Origin of the sequence: Bradyrhizobium sp. LjRoot220, assembly GCF_964252915.1 — a bacterium.
Taxonomy (GTDB): Bacteria; Pseudomonadota; Alphaproteobacteria; order Rhizobiales; family Xanthobacteraceae; genus Bradyrhizobium.
Genome location: NZ_CAXUPS020000002.1, coordinates 243863 through 259213, shown reverse-complemented (window position 1 = coordinate 259213; position 15351 = coordinate 243863). Strand labels below are relative to the sequence as shown.

At 63.1% G+C, this 15351-nt stretch carries 18 protein-coding genes; 12 read left to right on the top strand and 6 right to left on the bottom strand.

Features of this window, described 5'->3' with window-relative positions:
* Nucleotides 1–70 precede the first annotated feature (70 nt).
* Nucleotides 71–505 carry an RrF2 family transcriptional regulator gene (locus ACSQ84_RS09530; protein ID WP_436211422.1) on the top strand — a complete coding sequence of 145 codons (435 nt, stop codon included), beginning with the start codon at nucleotides 71–73 and terminating at the stop codon, nucleotides 503–505.
* Entirely contained in the window at nucleotides 502–789 is a 288-nt protein-coding gene (locus ACSQ84_RS09525) for a DUF6522 family protein (protein ID WP_436211421.1), read from the top strand. Before ACSQ84_RS09530 ends, ACSQ84_RS09525 begins: the two co-directional genes overlap by 4 nt.
* A 107-nt stretch (nucleotides 790–896) precedes the next feature.
* Here the strand turns inward: ACSQ84_RS09525 and ACSQ84_RS09520 are convergent, their stop codons facing one another.
* On the bottom strand, nucleotides 897–1631 hold the full coding sequence (locus ACSQ84_RS09520) for an SET domain-containing protein (protein WP_436211420.1): 735 nt from the start codon (nucleotides 1629–1631) through the stop codon (nucleotides 897–899).
* A 183-nt stretch (nucleotides 1632–1814) separates the two neighbouring features.
* Here ACSQ84_RS09520 and ACSQ84_RS09515 point away from each other — a divergent pair, with 183 nt between their 5' ends.
* Nucleotides 1815–2453: a hypothetical protein gene (locus ACSQ84_RS09515; RefSeq protein ID WP_436211419.1), complete on the top strand. Its 639-nt coding sequence runs from the start codon at nucleotides 1815–1817 to the stop codon at nucleotides 2451–2453.
* A 276-nt stretch (nucleotides 2454–2729) separates the two neighbouring features.
* On the opposite strand, the gene ACSQ84_RS09510 is transcribed toward ACSQ84_RS09515, so the two are convergent.
* Nucleotides 2730–4598, bottom strand: coding sequence for a dihydroxy-acid dehydratase domain-containing protein (locus ACSQ84_RS09510; protein WP_436211418.1), 1869 nt, complete (start codon nucleotides 4596–4598; stop codon nucleotides 2730–2732).
* 122 nt (nucleotides 4599–4720) lie between these two features.
* Nucleotides 4721–5611 (bottom strand): DMT family transporter, encoded by an 891-nt coding sequence (locus ACSQ84_RS09505; RefSeq protein WP_436211417.1) that lies wholly within the window; start codon nucleotides 5609–5611, stop codon nucleotides 4721–4723.
* Nucleotides 5612–5705: 94 nt separating this feature from the next.
* On the opposite strand from ACSQ84_RS09505, the gene ACSQ84_RS09500 reads away from it, so the two are divergent.
* Nucleotides 5706–6575 (top strand): LysR family transcriptional regulator, encoded by an 870-nt coding sequence (locus ACSQ84_RS09500; RefSeq protein ID WP_436211416.1) that lies wholly within the window; start codon nucleotides 5706–5708, stop codon nucleotides 6573–6575.
* Nucleotides 6576–6601: 26 nt separating this feature from the next.
* Here ACSQ84_RS09500 and ACSQ84_RS09495 read toward each other — a convergent pair whose 3' ends face one another.
* Entirely contained in the window at nucleotides 6602–7330 is a 729-nt protein-coding gene (locus ACSQ84_RS09495; protein ID WP_436211415.1) for a TetR/AcrR family transcriptional regulator, read from the bottom strand.
* Nucleotides 7331–7441: 111 nt separating this feature from the next.
* Between ACSQ84_RS09495 and ACSQ84_RS09490 the strand changes: the two genes are divergently transcribed.
* The 8 genes from ACSQ84_RS09490 to ACSQ84_RS09455 all read left to right on the top strand — a co-directional run bounded on the left by ACSQ84_RS09490 (nucleotide 7442) and on the right by ACSQ84_RS09455 (nucleotide 14145).
* Nucleotides 7442–8845, top strand: coding sequence for a carotenoid oxygenase family protein (locus ACSQ84_RS09490; protein ID WP_436211414.1), 1404 nt, complete (start codon nucleotides 7442–7444; stop codon nucleotides 8843–8845).
* A 195-nt stretch (nucleotides 8846–9040) separates the two neighbouring features.
* A complete protein-coding gene (locus tag ACSQ84_RS09485) occupies nucleotides 9041–10444 on the top strand; it encodes a carotenoid oxygenase family protein (protein WP_436211413.1) in 1404 nt (467 codons plus the stop codon).
* 146 nt (nucleotides 10445–10590) lie between these two features.
* Complete coding sequence (locus ACSQ84_RS09480) at nucleotides 10591–10992, top strand: MAPEG family protein (protein ID WP_436211412.1); 402 nt, start codon at nucleotides 10591–10593, stop codon at nucleotides 10990–10992.
* 140 nt (nucleotides 10993–11132) lie between these two features.
* Nucleotides 11133–11711 (top strand): hypothetical protein, encoded by a 579-nt coding sequence (locus ACSQ84_RS09475; protein WP_436211411.1) that lies wholly within the window; start codon nucleotides 11133–11135, stop codon nucleotides 11709–11711.
* A gap of 40 nt (nucleotides 11712–11751) precedes the next feature.
* Nucleotides 11752–12309: an inner membrane-spanning protein YciB gene (locus ACSQ84_RS09470; RefSeq protein ID WP_436211410.1), complete on the top strand. Its 558-nt coding sequence runs from the start codon at nucleotides 11752–11754 to the stop codon at nucleotides 12307–12309.
* A 106-nt stretch (nucleotides 12310–12415) separates the two neighbouring features.
* Nucleotides 12416–12712, top strand: coding sequence for a hypothetical protein (locus tag ACSQ84_RS09465; protein ID WP_436211409.1), 297 nt, complete (start codon nucleotides 12416–12418; stop codon nucleotides 12710–12712).
* A 39-nt stretch (nucleotides 12713–12751) separates the two neighbouring features.
* Complete coding sequence (locus ACSQ84_RS09460) at nucleotides 12752–13711, top strand: SH3 domain-containing protein (RefSeq protein WP_436211408.1); 960 nt, start codon at nucleotides 12752–12754, stop codon at nucleotides 13709–13711.
* A gap of 122 nt (nucleotides 13712–13833) precedes the next feature.
* Entirely contained in the window at nucleotides 13834–14145 is a 312-nt protein-coding gene (locus ACSQ84_RS09455; RefSeq protein WP_436211407.1) for a hypothetical protein, read from the top strand.
* 53 nt (nucleotides 14146–14198) lie between these two features.
* On the opposite strand, the gene ACSQ84_RS09450 is transcribed toward ACSQ84_RS09455, so the two are convergent.
* Both ACSQ84_RS09450 and ACSQ84_RS09445 read right to left on the bottom strand, forming a co-directional pair.
* Nucleotides 14199–14960, bottom strand: coding sequence for a DUF429 domain-containing protein (locus tag ACSQ84_RS09450; protein ID WP_436211406.1), 762 nt, complete (start codon nucleotides 14958–14960; stop codon nucleotides 14199–14201).
* The gene (locus ACSQ84_RS09445; protein WP_436211405.1) at nucleotides 14882–15325 is read right to left on the bottom strand and encodes a MaoC family dehydratase; all 444 of its coding nucleotides are present in this window, start codon (nucleotides 15323–15325) and stop codon (nucleotides 14882–14884) included. The genes ACSQ84_RS09450 and ACSQ84_RS09445 overlap by 79 nt, the downstream gene beginning before the upstream one ends.
* Nucleotides 15326–15351: the final 26 nt, after the last annotated feature.

The following is a 15351-nucleotide window of genomic DNA, read 5'->3' as shown; positions in this document are numbered from 1 at the left end:
AATAGGTATTTCAAATGCGTATTTAGACGGCTATAGAAGGTCTGCCAAGTCACATCTTTGAAGGCCTCCCATGCGCCTGACGTCGTTTACGGATTTTGCCTTGCGCGCCCTGATGCGGCTGGCGGGAGAACCGGCGCGCTCGTTCGCCACCAACGAAATCGCGGCCGAGTTCGGCATCTCGCGCAATCATCTGGCCAAGGTGGTGCGGGATCTCGCCGACGGCGGCTTCATTTCGACCCAGCGCGGCGCCGGTGGCGGGTTCAGCCTGGCGCGGCCGCCGCAATCGATTACGCTCGGCGAGGTCGTGCGCGCGCTGGAAGGCGAAGCGCTGGTCGAATGTTTTCGTGAGGATGGCGGTTGTTGCGCGCTGATGCCGCGCTGCCGGCTGAAAGCAAAACTCGCTGCGGCGCGCGAAGCCTTTTTGCGCGAGCTCGACGCCACGACGCTGGCGGAATGCGCCTATCCTGCACGATCGAGAAGCAGGCCTGCGCGAGGCGTGGCATGAAGCCGATCGAATTTGCCGACGGTGCCGTCCAGATCGATGCGTCCATCGTCGCCGAAGGCCTCGGCATCGCGCTGCCGCGGCTTCGCGAAGGAATGCGCGCCGGCACCATCACCAGCGTTTCCGAGCGCGGTGTCGACGCGGATCAGGGCCGGCATCGGCTGACGTTCTTCTCCGAGCATCGCCGCTTCCGCGTCGTGGTCGATGCGTCCGGCACGATCGTTCAGCGCTCGGCGATAGATTTTGGGGATTCGGCGTTGCCGAAATCGGTGCGGAAGCCGGGCTAGACGGTGTCATTCCGGGGCGCGAAGCGAACCCGGAATCTCGAGATTCTCCGATGTGCAAATGCACATCGTAGTTCGATGCTTCGCATCGCCCCGGAATGACGGGTTTCTCAGACCGTCGCGCGGCTTTCCGCAGCCTGCCGGGGTTTTGCGAGAATGCCGGATTTTGCGGTGGGGATCTTGCGGGCGTGTCCGTTCAGCGACTTGCCGTCCAAGGACTTGCCGTTGAGCTTGGCGCCGTTCGCCTTGGCCCCATTGGTCTTGGTGCCATTCTTGGCGACCAGCTTCTGCTTGTCTCCTTCTTTGGCTTTTTCCCTAGCCTTGCGTGCCCGGGCGGCCTTCGCCTTCTGCTTCTCGGCCTCCTTCAGAGCCTTCCGCTCCGCCTTTGCCTTGAGGCGAAGCTTCTCCGCCCTCGCCTCGGCGCGCTTCTTCTTGCGCTTCTTTTCACAAGCGTCGCATTTGCAGCCGATCGGCTTCAGGTAGGCTTTGAAATAGTCGGTGCCGTAATCATAGTTGATCTCATCGCCCGGCTCGATGTTCTTGATGGCGCGGATGATGACCCTGCGCTTGCGCGGCTTGACGTCGGATTCCGCGTTCGGCTTGCAGGCATGGTTGATGTAGCGGGCGACGTTGGCGCGCACCGAACCGTCGATGGTCCAGCGGTTGGTCAATTCGAACAGATATTTGTTCTCGATCGCGTCGTCTTTTTTCTTCTTCGAATCCAGCAGCGGCCCAAGATAGCGGACGATTTTAGCGCCCTTCTTGATCGGCTTGGTGGCGAAGAGGCCAAGGCCGGTGCGGGAGCGGCCGACGCGATAGGGCTTGTTCGGGGATATGGCAGGCATGAGTTTGATATAACTGACACGCTAGTGAAGGGAATGGCGAAGCCGCTCTTCTAGGACGATTCCGCGCCGATGTCAGGTATTTCGCGTGGCTTCCTTGAACCTTCCCCAGATTGCACACGTCTGAAATATCATGGTTCCCAAAAGCCAGGGACGGCAGAGGGGACGTCCAACGGACGCCAAGGGATGAAACGCCTCAACCATCACTATTTGACGGCATTGGCCTGTGTGGCGGGTGCCGGGCTTGGCCCGCCTTCAACGGCAAATGCACAGACATTCAGCAGTAGCTACACGTCCACGGCGCCAAAGGATTGCCGCACGATCGGCAAGCCCAGCGAACTCGACGGCAGCACGACGCGGGTCTGCCTCGGCAAAGCGGGGCTCGTGGTGCTGATCAGCGAAGGCGACCTGCGCGAAACCGTCTCGGTCGGCCGCAACCGCGCCGCGGCGGCCGGGGAGCCGGCCGCGCAAAACTGGTTCGGCCCGTTCAACTCGACCACCAACACCGTCGAATGGCGCGCGGTGGACGGCAAGCCGTTCGCGATCATCCAGCGCTGGCACATCGCCGACAACAGCGATCCGGACAAGGAGGGCCGGCCGACCGCCAAGCCGATGCTGGCGGTGACAAGGCTGCCGCCCGGCGAAGCCTGCCACGTCGCCTATATCGACGCGCAGGCCAACCCCAATCCGAACGAACTCGCCCGCAAGGCCGCTGACGACCTCGCCCGCAGTTTCAAATGCGGCAAGGACGAGGTGAAGATTATCGGCGAGACCGGCCGCGCCGTGAGCCTGGCGAAGCGCTGGAGCGTGATGAAGTTAAGTTGAATCGGTGGGGCCGCAGATTCGGTGCACCTCTCCCGCTTGCGGGGGAGGTCGGCGCGAAGCGCCGGGTGGGGGCTCTCTCCACGTCGGGAGTGTCAATTGCGGAGACACCCCCACCCCGCCCTCCCCCGCAAGCGGGAGAGGGAGCGCAGTCCCTTCGCGGATGCTATTCGACCTAATCTCATCGTTTTATTTTGACGCGTTTTCTTTACGCGAACCGGTATCCACCCCCCGATCAAGTCCGAGGGCATGCTTCGCTCGAAAACGCCATGGCCCTTTCTAAAAAGCCTTCTCCGCTTCCGGCCGGTGCTTGTTCTTCGGCACGAAGCCCGAGCGTGTGGCTTCGCGCGGCTCGCGGACCCAGACCTCGCGGTTCGGATGCAGGCCGCCACCGCGGGTGGCCGGGACTGCGCTGAGCCGCGCGCGGTGCAGCAGGCGGGTGTCGGCGACGCCGCAGTTCGGGTGCAGGCCGCCATTATCAGCCACCACCTTTTCCCAAGCCGCTTTGCGCGCCTTCAGAATGGCAGGATCGGCCAGCGCCGTGCAGTTGAGTTCGTTGTTGTTCAGATCGGCGATGATCTCGTCGCCGTCCTCGACGAAGGCGATGGGGCCGCCAAGACCCGCTTCGGGACCAACATGGCCGATCACGAGGCCGACCGATCCACCGGAGAACCGCGCATCGGTCATCAGCGCCACCACGATGCCGCGCTCACGGCACAACGTCGTGATGCGCGAGGTCGGGTCGAGCATTTCGGGCATCCCCGGTGCGCCGCTCGGACCCTCGTAGCGCACGATGATCATGTCATTGTTCTGGAACCCTTCGGGCGCCTTGTCGAGCGCCGCCAGCAGGCCCTGCTCGCCTTCGAACACGCGCGCTCTGCCGCGGAACAGGTTGTTTTCAAGCCCGCCCTCGACGCCGGCAAGCTTCAGGATCGCCGAGAATTCCGGCGACAGATTGCCGCCGAGAACGCGCAGGCCACCGGTCGGCTTGTAGGGCTTGGCGACGGGATAGATCACCGTGCCGTCGGCAGTTTTCGCGCCGAGGCGCTTGACCTGCTCGGCCAGTGTCTCGCCGGTGCAGGTCATCACGTCGCCGTTGAGCAGCCCGGCCTCCAGCAGTTCGCGGACGATCACCTGCACGCCGCCAACGGCGTCGATGTCGACCATCGAATATTTGCCATACGGGCGGGCGTCGGTGAGGACCGGAACGACGTACTGCGACAGATGGTTGAACTCGGCCGGCGTCATCACCTCTTTCCAGAAGTCGGCAAAGCCTGCGGCGCGCGCGATCTCCGGCGCATGCAGCGTGACGTTGGTCGAGCCGCCGATCGCCATCGCGACGATCACGGCGTTGCGGATTGAATCGCGCACCACGATGTCGCGCGGCTTGAGGCCCTTCGCCATCATCTGCGCGAGATACTCGACCAGCTGGTCCGGAAACTCCTTAAGGCGGCGGGGATCGTCCGACGGCGGTGCCACCATGTGCAGCGGCTGCATGCCGACGACACCGATGAAGGTCTGCATGGTGTTGTAGGTGAACATGCCGCCGCAGCTGCCGTAACCGGGGCAGGCGTGGCAGGCGATGTGGTGGCGGTATTCCGCATCGGGATTGCCGGCGACCTGGTAGGCGCTGACGATGTCGAGCTTCTCGCCGGTGTTCGGATCCGTGCCGGGATGGATCGCGCCGTCAGACATGATGATCGCGGGCTCATTGTGCTCGAGCAGCGCGGCCAGCGTGCCGACCGGCGGCTTGTCGCAGGCCACGACGGCGATGGTGCCGGCAAGTCCGGTGGCGCTCAGATGTTCGCAGAGCGCGTCGTGGGTGATCTCACGCCCGATCAGCGAGTAACGCATTTCGCGCGTGCCATTGCGGATGCCGTCCGAGGTCGCGATGGTGTATTCCGGCTGCACCAGGCGCAGCTTCATCTGGCCCGCGCCCTTGCCGATCCGGCTCTTGAGGCTGGCGTGGATCGCATCGACCTTCGCCATCACACCCATGTAGCACTGGCTGTCGCCCTTGGTGCCGACCACGCCGACAGACGGCTCGTGAATGAGGTCTGGATCGGTGCCAAGTTCGCGCGCAATCCCGATGGTCTGGGTCGAGCGGCCTGGATGGCGGTCGATGCGTACAATGTTCGAATCTGTCACGGCTGGTTCCTTCCCGGCGGGCGGCTTTTTTCGATCGGCTATATAGAGTGCACAGCCGACCTTCGTCACAAAGTCAACTGGACACCTGGCCCAGGCGCATCCGCTGGACGCGCCGTTTCGGCCTATATCCGGACCGTTTCCTCTTTCGACGGCGAGGATGCAACCGAAATCCCTGCCGCGACGAGCAAGAGGCCCATTACCAGATTGACGGTAATCGGCTCATCCAGCGCATACGCCCCGAAGATCGCGGACGCGATCGGGTTGACGGTCACGGAGATGGCGACCCGCGTCGGCGTCGTTCGCTGCAGGGCGTACGACCACAGCAAGAACGTGAGGGCTCCACCGAACAAACCGAGGAACCCAACAACGCCCCATTGGACGGGCCCGAATGACACCGTCGCGGCGAAGCCACCACGCAGCCAGGCCAGAATGACAAGCACGAGAGCGCCAAAGGTCATGGCGAGGGCGGTATAGGCCATCGCTCCGTATTGCCTTGCCAATGCCCTCGACCAGACACTGTAGAAGGCCATACAGAGCGCGGCGGCGACCATCAACAGATCACCGCGCCACGCCGTCGAGGGGGCCGAGCCAAGCCCTGTGAACAGCGCAACAGCCACTCCCACGGTGGCAATCACCACCCCTGCCGTTTTGGCGCGCGTTAGTGTCTCGACGTGCAGCATCGCCGCCACCAGCATGGTCAGTAATGGCAGCGTCGAGAGCGCGAGCGAGCCACGGGCAGCCGTCGTGTAGATCAAGGACGCGTTGAACAGCACGGGAAACAAAGTGAAATAGAGCAGCCCCAATCCCGCGATCGGCGCCAGCGCAGCGACGTTGGGCCAGCGCGCCCGATGCCGCCAGGCGAGCGGCAACAGCAGCAGACTGCCGATTCCGAACCTGAAGGCGCCGAGCGTGATGGGGTCGGTGCTGCCGACAACGAGCCGGGTCACGCCGACCGATAGCCCACCCAGCGAACTGGATGCAACCGCAGATAATATGCCAATAATTTCTGTCACTTAAGCGCTCCTCGCGCAAGTCTTGCGGCAGAGGTAGCGGGCGCGCTATTATCTGTAAAACGAATAATTGAGATGAATTTTATCACGGAATGGCATGAGCACCGCACAACTCGATCCTGATCTGCTGCGGGCCTTCATTGCTGTGGCGGACCATCGTTCGTTCACGGATGCAGCAGCGTCGCTCAACCGAACACAGTCCGCCGTCAGTACCCAGATCAAGCGCCTGGAAGATCAGCTTGGGCTCAAGCTGTTTGCGCGCTCGACCAATCGCGTCGATCTCAGCGTGGCCGGCGAAGGCCTGGTTAGCTATGCGCGCCGCATCCTGAGCCTCGGCGAGGAGGCCATTCAGCGGCTGCGGCAGCACGAGATTGCCGGCCAGGTGCGGCTCGGCGTGATGGACGACTATGGGACCATCCTGATGCCTCCGATCTTGAAGGCGTTCTGCAATTCCTATCCCGGCATCGAACTGCACATGGAAACCGGTCTGACCTCCGGCATGACCGGTCGGGTCGGCAAAGCGTTTGACGTGGTCGTTGCGATGCATGCCAAGGGTGAAAAATCGGGAGAACTGCTACGGCGCGAACGCGCGGTATGGGCCGGCAGCCCGGAGCTGAATGTCCGCGATATCGACCCGTTGCCGGTTGCGCTTTATCCGAATGGATGTCTGTTTCGGGACTGGACGATTGCCGCGCTCGATCGCAGCGAAAGGCGGTGGCGGATTGCCTTCATCAGCCATAGCCACGGAGCCGTCGAGGCTATTGTGGCGCAAGGATTGGCGGTGACCGTTGTAAAGGAAGGAACGTTTCCACGATCCTTGCGAATGCTGGGCAGCGAGGACGGCCTGCCGGCGTTGCCGACCGCGGAAATCAGGCTGCACGTATCGCAGACCGCGCAGCCTCCAGCCATTCTTCTGGCGCAACATCTGCGCGATCACTTCAAGGCGGATCACCGCAGGGCGATGTAGGGCACCGTGGGCGATAGTGCCGTGGTTTACACTGCCGGCCCGCGGCCGACGGTCGAGCGCAGCATCGCGTCCAGCAGTTTGTCGGCAGACGTGCCCTCGGGCAATCGCTCCAGAATACCGGAGAGGCGGCCATCGAGCAGCAGCATGGTGAACCCATGCACCAGCGACCAGGCGCGCGCGATCGCGGCAGCCTGATCCAGCGATAACGTATCCGTGGAGATATGCTCCTGCCGGCTGGCGGCGACCCCGCCGGTCAATCCGGCGAACGAGGCCTCGGCGGCTTCACGCAGCGAGGGGCGCGAATAATCGAGCCGCTGGCTGCGGAACATCACCCCGTACATGCCTGGATGCGCCTGCGCGTAGGCGACGTAGGCCTTGGCGCTCGCCAGCCCCTGCATCATCGGATGCGTTTCGCTGTTGCCGGCAGCCTCCATCGCCGCATTGAACATCCGGAAACCGATCGCGGCGAGTTCGCTGACCAGACCGGTGAGATCACCGAAATGATGGGTTGGCGCGGCATGCGAGACGCCGGCTTCGCGTGCCACCGCGCGCAGCGTCAGCCCGGCCAGGCCGTCGCGTTCCAGCACCCGCTCGGCCGCCTTCAGCAACGCTTCATGCAGATCGCCATGATGATAGGGGGTATCGCCGGGCGAACGCCGGCGGCGGCCCGCCGGCTTCTCCGCGCCCGCCTTCGCCGGCCGACGCTTCCGCGCGGGACTGCGGACCACTTTGCTTTCTCTCGATGTTCTCGTCATGCGAATCCTTATAGCGTCAATTTTTACACTGTAAAGATTTTGCTTGACGATGGCCGCCTTGCCGCGTAGTGGTATCTTTACATTGTAAAGATCAACCCGGAGGAACGCTCGATGCTCGATCAAGTGGCGACCAAGGCGGCTCGGACCAATACCGCGCCGATTCCGATGGAATGTGACGCGCCGTTCCTGAAAGTGACCGGCGAGTTGCCGCGCGAGCTCAACGGCACGCTCTATCGCAACGGGCCCAACCCGCAATTCGAGGCGCCCGGCGCCCACTGGTTCGTCGGCGACGGCATGCTGCACGCCTTCCATCTCGAGAACGGCCGCGCCAGCTATCGCAACCGCTGGGTCCGCACCCCGAAATGGCAGGCCGAGCACGACGCCGGCCGCGCGCTGTTCGGCGGCTTCGGCCTGCGACGGCCCGACGCGCCGGCTGCGACCACCATGGACGGCGGCGTCGCCAACACCAACATCATCTTCCACGGCGGCCGCCTGCTGGCGCTGGAAGAGGGCCATCTGCCGACCGAGATCGAGCCCGGCACGCTGAAGACGCGGGGCTACTGCGATTACGGTGCCGGCATCAGCGGTCCCTTTACGGCGCATCCCAAGATCGATCCCGTCACCGGCGAAATGGTGTTCTTCGGCTACAATGCCGCAGGACCCCTGACCCCTGCCCTGTCGTTCGGATCGGTCAATGCGTCGGGCGTGGTGACGCGGTTCGAGCGCTTCGAAGCGCCCTATGCCAGCATGGTGCACGACTTCATCGTCACCGAAAATCATCTGCTGTTTCCGGTCCTGCCGCTCACCGGCAGCATCGAGCGCGTGATGCGCGGCGGACAGCCTTACGCCTGGGAGCCCGACAAGGGCGGCTATGTCGGCGTCATGAAACGCCGCGGCGCTCCGGGCGATATCGTCTGGTTTCGCGCCGAGACCTGCTACGTGTTTCACGTCATGAATGCCTGGGAGGAAGGCGACCGCATCATCGCCGACGTGATGCAATACGGCGAACCACCGCTGTTCAGCCATCCCGACGGCCGGCCGACCGACCCGAGCAAGACGCGCGCCCGGCTGTGCCGCTGGACCTTCGACCTCGCTGGCAATACCGACCGTTTCACCCAGACCTGGCTCGACGACATCGCCGGCGAATTCCCGCGCGTATGCGACGACCGCGTTGGCTCTCCCAACCGCCACGGCTGGTACTCCTGCGCCAATCCGGACCAGCCGGCCGCCGGCGCCTTGTCAGGTGTGATGCATGTCGATGGCAACGGATCGCGGCTGGGCCAGTATCTGCTGCCGCCGGGCGATACCCTCTCCGAACCGGCGTTCGTCGCCCGCAGCGATGACGCCAGCGAAGGAGACGGCTGGTTGCTGTCGGTGATCTGCCGCGGCCGCGAAAACCGCAGCGATCTTGCCGTATTCCAGGCCACCGATGTGGCCGGCGGCCCCATCGCGCTGGTCGAACTCGGACATCGCGTGCCCGATGGCATCCATGGCAATTGGGTGGGGGCGGCGTAAGCCAGCGTCAGCGACGAACTCGGAACCGATGTGATCAAGATTCCGGGCGCGCGTTTGCGTGCGCCCGGCTTCGATTTTCTCGTGATGCCGACTTAGGGCCCAATTTGACACTGTAAAGATTTTGCTTGACGGCGCGCCGCGTCTTCCTATACGTATCTTTACGTTGTAAAGATAAATCAGGGGAGGCGACGACGCATGCTTGACCAAGTGGCGACCAATCCGGCGCGAAGCAATCTGGCGCCGATTCCGATGGAATGCGACGCGCCGTTCCTGAAAGTCACCGGCGAGTTGCCGCGCGAGCTCAACGGCACGCTCTATCGCAATGGCCCCAACCCGCAATTCGAGGCGCCGGGCGCGCACTGGTTCGTCGGCGACGGCATGCTGCACGCCTTCCATCTCGAGAACGGCCGCGCCAGCTATCGCAACCGCTGGGTCCGCACCCCGAAATGGCTTGCCGAGCACGACGCCGGCCGCGCGCTGTTCGGCGGCTTCGGCCGCAAGCTGCCCGACGCGCCGCCTGATATCACCCAGGACGGCGGCGTCGCCAACACCAACATCATCTTCCACGGCGGCCGCCTGCTGGCGCTGGAAGAAGGCCACATGCCGACCGAGATCGAGCCGGGTACTCTGGAGCGTCTCGGCTATTGCGACTACAAGGGCGCGATCGCCGGGCCTTTCACGGCGCATCCCAAGATCGATCCCGTCACCGGCGAGATGGTGTTCTTCGGCTATAACGCAGCCGGACCCTTGACCCCTGCCCTGTCGTTCGGATCAGTCAATGCGGCGGGCGTGGTGACGCGCTTCGATCGCTTCGAGGCGCCCTATGCCAGCATGGTGCATGACTTCATCGTCACCGAAAATCACCTACTGTTTCCGATCCTGCCCATCACCGGCAGCATGGAGCGGGCGATGCGCGGCAAGCCGCCTTACGCCTGGGAGCCGGAGAAAGGCGCCTATGTCGGCGTCATGAAGCGCAACGGCTCCGCCAAAGACATCGTCTGGTTCCGCGCCGAAAGCTGCTACGTCTTCCACGTCATGAACGCGTGGGAACAAGGCAATCTCGTCGTCGCCGACGTGATGCAGTTTGAGGAGGCGCCGCTGTTCACCCATCCCGACGGCTCGCCGACGGATCCGGCGAAATCGCGCGCGCGGCATTGCCGCTGGACCTTCGATCTCTCCGGCAATACCGACCGCTTCACGCAAGTTTATCTCGACGATCTGACCGGTGAATTCCCGCGCATCGACGATCGCCGCGCAGGTCTCGCCAGCAACCACGGCTGGTACGCCTGCGCCAATCCTGACCTGCCGATGTTCGGCGCACTCGCCGGCATCGTGCATGTCGACGGCAAGGGCAAGCGGCTCGGCAATTATCTGCTGCCCGCCGGCGATACCATTTCCGAAGCTGTCTTCGTCGAGCGCGGCGAAGACGCCGCCGAGGGCGACGGCTGGCTCTTGGCCGCCGTCTGGCGCGCGCGCGAAAATCGCAGCGACCTTGCGGTGTTCAATGCCAGGGATGTCGAAGCAGGCCCGGTGGCGCTGGTGCATCTCGGGCACCGCGTGCCTGACGGATTCCATGGCAATTGGGTGAGTGCGAACTGACGCGCTAGCTAGCCCGTCATTCCGGGGCGATGCGACGCATCGAACCCGGAATCTCGAGATAATTGAATACGACAAGGTCGAGATTCCGGGTTCGCGCTAACGCGCGCCCCGGAATGACGTTATGAGTCATCCCGGGGGCAACACACATGCACGCGCCTGCGATCACCGGCTTCTATCTCGCCATTCTTGCGCTGCTGTACCTCGTGCTCGGCCTGCAGGTCTCGCGGCTGCGGCTCGGACACCGCGTCGTGTTCGGCGACGGCGACAATATCGAGCTGCGCAGCGCCATTCGCGCGCACGGCAACTTTGCCGAATACGTCCCCATCATCGCGTTGCTGGTCGCGATGCTTGAGACGTCGGGAGTGCCGGCTGTGCGGGTACATCTGCTGATGGGCGGACTGCTGGCGGCGCGGCTGCTGCATCCGCTCGGCATGTATGTCGGCCCACGCTCCATGCAGTTTCAGATCTGCCGAGTCGGCGGCATTCTGCTCACCCTCCTCATACTGCTCGTAGCCGCGCTGATGGCGCTGACGCGATTCTGGCCGTGATCAAGGATCGACACGGAACATGAGCTGAATACAATCTCTGGCATGCTTCTATTTTGACACTGTAAAGATTTTTCTTGACCGCTCCTACGGACCTCTCTAGAGTATCTTTACGATGTAAAGATATCGCCTGAGAGGCTGCCATGACGATCTTCCTGATCCTCGCCCCCTACGCTGCCTTCTCCCTGCTGATGCTGCTGAGTTCGGCCGACGTCAGCCTGTTCACCGCTGCTGCGATCTGCCTCGCGGTGATCGCGTACGACAGGGTTCGCGGCCGCTCGCTGAAGATCCTCGGTGCGGGCTCGGTGGTGGTCTTCACCGCGGTCGGCGGCTACGTCACCGAGATCGATCCCGACTTGAGCATCTCCGGCGTGAAGTTCGCCGTCGATGCCGGCATATTCCTGGTCACGCTGGGCTCGATCGTGGCCAGAAAACCCTTCACGCTGCAATATGCGCTCGAAGCAGTGGATGCCGAGACCGCGAAGCTGCCCGGTTTCATCAAGGCGAACTACATCATCACCTGGGCGTGGGTCGCGTCGATGCTGCTGATGATGGCCGGCAATGCTGCGCTGATCTACGTGCCGGGCCTGCCGCTATGGTCGGGATTGCTGATCGCCTTCGCCGCCCGCAACAGTGCGGTCTACTTCACCAAATGGTATCCCGAACACCGCAAGGCGAAGTATGGCACCCCGCCCGCCAACGCCTTGCCCGAAACCCACTGAGACTTAACATCAATCACCGCAGTCAGCAGAGGACAGCACGATGAAGGACGTATTCGCGAGATTAGGTGCCGACTTTTTCTCCACCATCGTGTTCCTCGCGATCTACCTCGCCACAAACAATGTCTTGCTGGCAACCGGTGTGGCGATCGCAGGCGCCGTCGGCCAGGTGATCTATTCGCGCATCAAGGGCAAGGAGCTCGGCTACATGACCTGGGCCAGCCTCGCGCTCGTGATCGTGCTCGGCAGCGCGACGCTTTTGACCCACGACCCGCGCTTCGTGCTGGCAAAACCCGCGATCGGGCATTTTGCGATCGGCGCCATCATGCTCAAGCGCGGCTGGATGCTGCGCTACATGCCGCCGATCGTGACCCAGACCATTCCGGAGTACGTCACCGCCGCGGGCTACGCCTGGGCCGCGCTGTGTTTCGTACTCGCCGCCGGCACCATCGGCGTGGCGATGACCGGCGACATGAAGCTGTGGACATTCTATGTGACCGTGGTGCTGATCGGCGCCAAGATCGCCATGTTCGCCGCGCAGTATGTCGCATTCCGCGTCCTGGTCGGCAACCGCCTGCGCGCGGCCGCCCGCGCCGCCTGAGTGGCGCAAAACAACAGGGTTGGGCTTGCGCGGCCAGATAGGCTATACCGCCGCGGGAGAACCCAGGACCATTCCGGTTACTGGGAAATGTATCGGGGAGACCAAGATGGCCGTGGACGGAAACTGGAACATCGTCATGACCACGCCGATGGGCGAACGCAAGGCGACGCTGACATTGAACAATGCCGGCGGCACGCTGACGGGCACCCAAGGCGCTGACGGCAATTCCGGCGAAATCTTCGACGGCACCGCCAACGGCGACGACGTCGCCTGGAAAATCTCCATCACCAACCCGATGCCGCTGACGCTCGCCTTCACCGGAAAGGTTTCCGGCGACAACATGTCCGGCGAAATGGGCATCGGCCCGATGGGCAGCTTTCCGTTCACGGGGACGCGGGCCTGAGCGTCAGGGAGCAGCTTCGCTCCCTCGCTGTTTTGCTGCATGCAAAAGATCGCCCTGCTTTCAATCGCCGCCGTCGCCTCCCTGGTGACGGCGGCGATCGCACAATCCGCGCCCGAGCCTGAGCCGGCATGGCGCGCCAGCGCGCTCGCTCTGGTGCCGGCGGGCTTTGTCGCGGGCGAAGCGTACCGCACCACGGACATGACCGGATACCTCGCGGTCTATCCGGCCAGCGCGAACGACCCGAAATCGCACTTCAGCGTGTTCGCACCCCGCGAAGTACTTGTCGTCACGCTCGATAAGGATGCGCGGCACGCGCTATCGGCTGAACTGAAGCCGCGCAGCGACCCCGCGCGCGGCAACCGCTACACCACGATGACCGATCCCGACGGTGAAGAGAGCGGGTTCGAGCAACGACACGCCGAACTCGCGGCGAAGCGCGCGGCGCTGCCCGCCGGGACCGAACCCTGCGATTTCGGCGCGTGGTCCGAAGATCGTGACCCCAAGGGCCTCAACGTCCGCGCCGAGCCGTCGGTGAAATCGCGCGTGCTGGGCACGTTGCCGCCACCCTACCGGCTGAAGACGCGCGGCAGCGAAAACACGCCGGAAGGCGGCTGGCTCACTGAATTTCGCATCATCGGCTTCAAGGACGGCTGGTTCCTGATCGAGGGCGCAACGCCGCCCGGCAAGGAATATGAGGACGAGAAGAAATATCCGCGCAACGCGCCAAAGCCATATTCAGGGCGCGGCTGGGTCGCCGCCAACAAGGTCGGAGCCAACTACGCCAATGGCGCCACGCGGATGGGAGGATTATTTCAGGCGCCATTCGCCGATGCGAAGTGGACACCGGCGATGCGCAAGTCAGGCGGCACGCTCGACACCGACGGCGGCCCGAAGCGGCTGCTCGCCTGCAGCGGCTATTGGGGCCTGGTCGAAAGCGAAGACGGTGTCCGCGGCTGGTGGCGCAGCCTGTGCTCCAACCAGGTGACGAATTGCAGTTGAGGAGTCGGGGGCAAGCACCATTTCAGCAGCTAATTCAAATGAGCAAGACCAAATGTCCAAAATCCTTTTTGGGCGCTCCTCTATGACACCGAAGGTATTTGCCTCTGAGATTATGCGAGCCGTTGTCGAAGAAAATGTTTCGATTTATCGAGACCTTTTTCTCAATAATGTCTGCCTCTGAGGCATCCGACCGTTATTGGCGTAGTGCTTTGGCACTCTTCAGCTCGCTCACAGAAGAGCAGCGGTCGATTCTCTTTGAGATCATGCGCCAAGTGAGCTTGGATATGGCCTCAAACATCCTGGGTGTCTTGGATGGCGTGAACCAAATAGATGGAGACGAAGCGGGTTTCACGTTGCTCTCAGCCGCAGGCGAAAAGCTCAACGGAGACCTGCAAAGCCTGTTTCTTGTCGAGGATGAATCCACCCCACGGTGAGGCGATCTCGGCACATATCTCGTCGTGGCCCCCTACGTTCGAGAAGCCATCGACTAAAACCAGATCTGCATCGGAAGATTGTGCGCGTCCGGCTGGGGCGATCCGACACTCCCAGCAGGTTCGCGCGCGGCAATTGCCACGGCGCAGGCGTCCAGCACATCGTCGCGCTTCGCGCCGGTGCCGATCCGCGCCTTGCTGAGCCATTGGTCGATATCGCAAAGCCCGCTCCGCTTGAGCAACCTCCGACGAAGGGAATCTCCTTCCTCGGATTTCTTCGACGGCAAGGGATTGTTTGCGTTCAACCGAAGAAACACCAACTCGGGATGGACCTCGCGGATGTCCAGCGTGCGATGCTCACGCAGGAAAGCGTCTACCTCCATGATCTTCGGTCCGAGATGCCAGAGCTGGCGCGACACTCGCTTCTGGCCGCGTCGCACGCATTCCCCGTTCGCTTCGTCGGGATCGCTGAAGTCTTGCCAAATCCAGCGCCGCGCCCCCGTGAAAACTCGCGAGGTGTGCGGGCGCAACATTGCGCGCGCCAGCACATCGCAGTCGCGCTCGCCATCGACCGTCATACCTATCGGAATATCGATGCTCGCTCGATCGAACGGACGCGACAGAGCCTGCGTGACGTCGCCATGGAAGGAGATTTCATGCGCATCGCCGTGGAGGAAAACGGCGACCCAGCCCTTGCTGAATCCGTCGAGCCCGAGGACCCTGTGCCCTGACCTCGCACTCACTTCGGGCGGCTGGGCACGATGGCAATCGGATTGAAGGTGTAAACCGCCTCGCCGTGCTGATTGTAGGCGGTCCATTTGATGCGAGCGACGCCATGCGGCTTCGAGCGTGACGGCACCAGTTCGACCAGTTCCCCTTCAAGATGAATGGTGTCGCCGGGCCGCACCGGTTTCAGCCAGCGGAGATCATCGACACCAGCGCCGAACAGCGGATGTGGTCCGAACGGACGACAACTCGACGCGAGCCGCATCGCAATGGCCGCTGTCTGCCATCCGGAAGCAGCGAGGCCGCCAAGTATGGTGTTCTTCGCCGCTTCCTCGTCGAGGTGGAACGGCTGTGGATCATATTCGGTCGCGAAGCGGATGATGTCGTCCTTCGACACCGTCACCCCGTCGCTCTTGAATTGCATACCGACCTTCAGGTCGTCGAACCACTCGATCATCATATCCTCGCTCACAATGCTGCCGA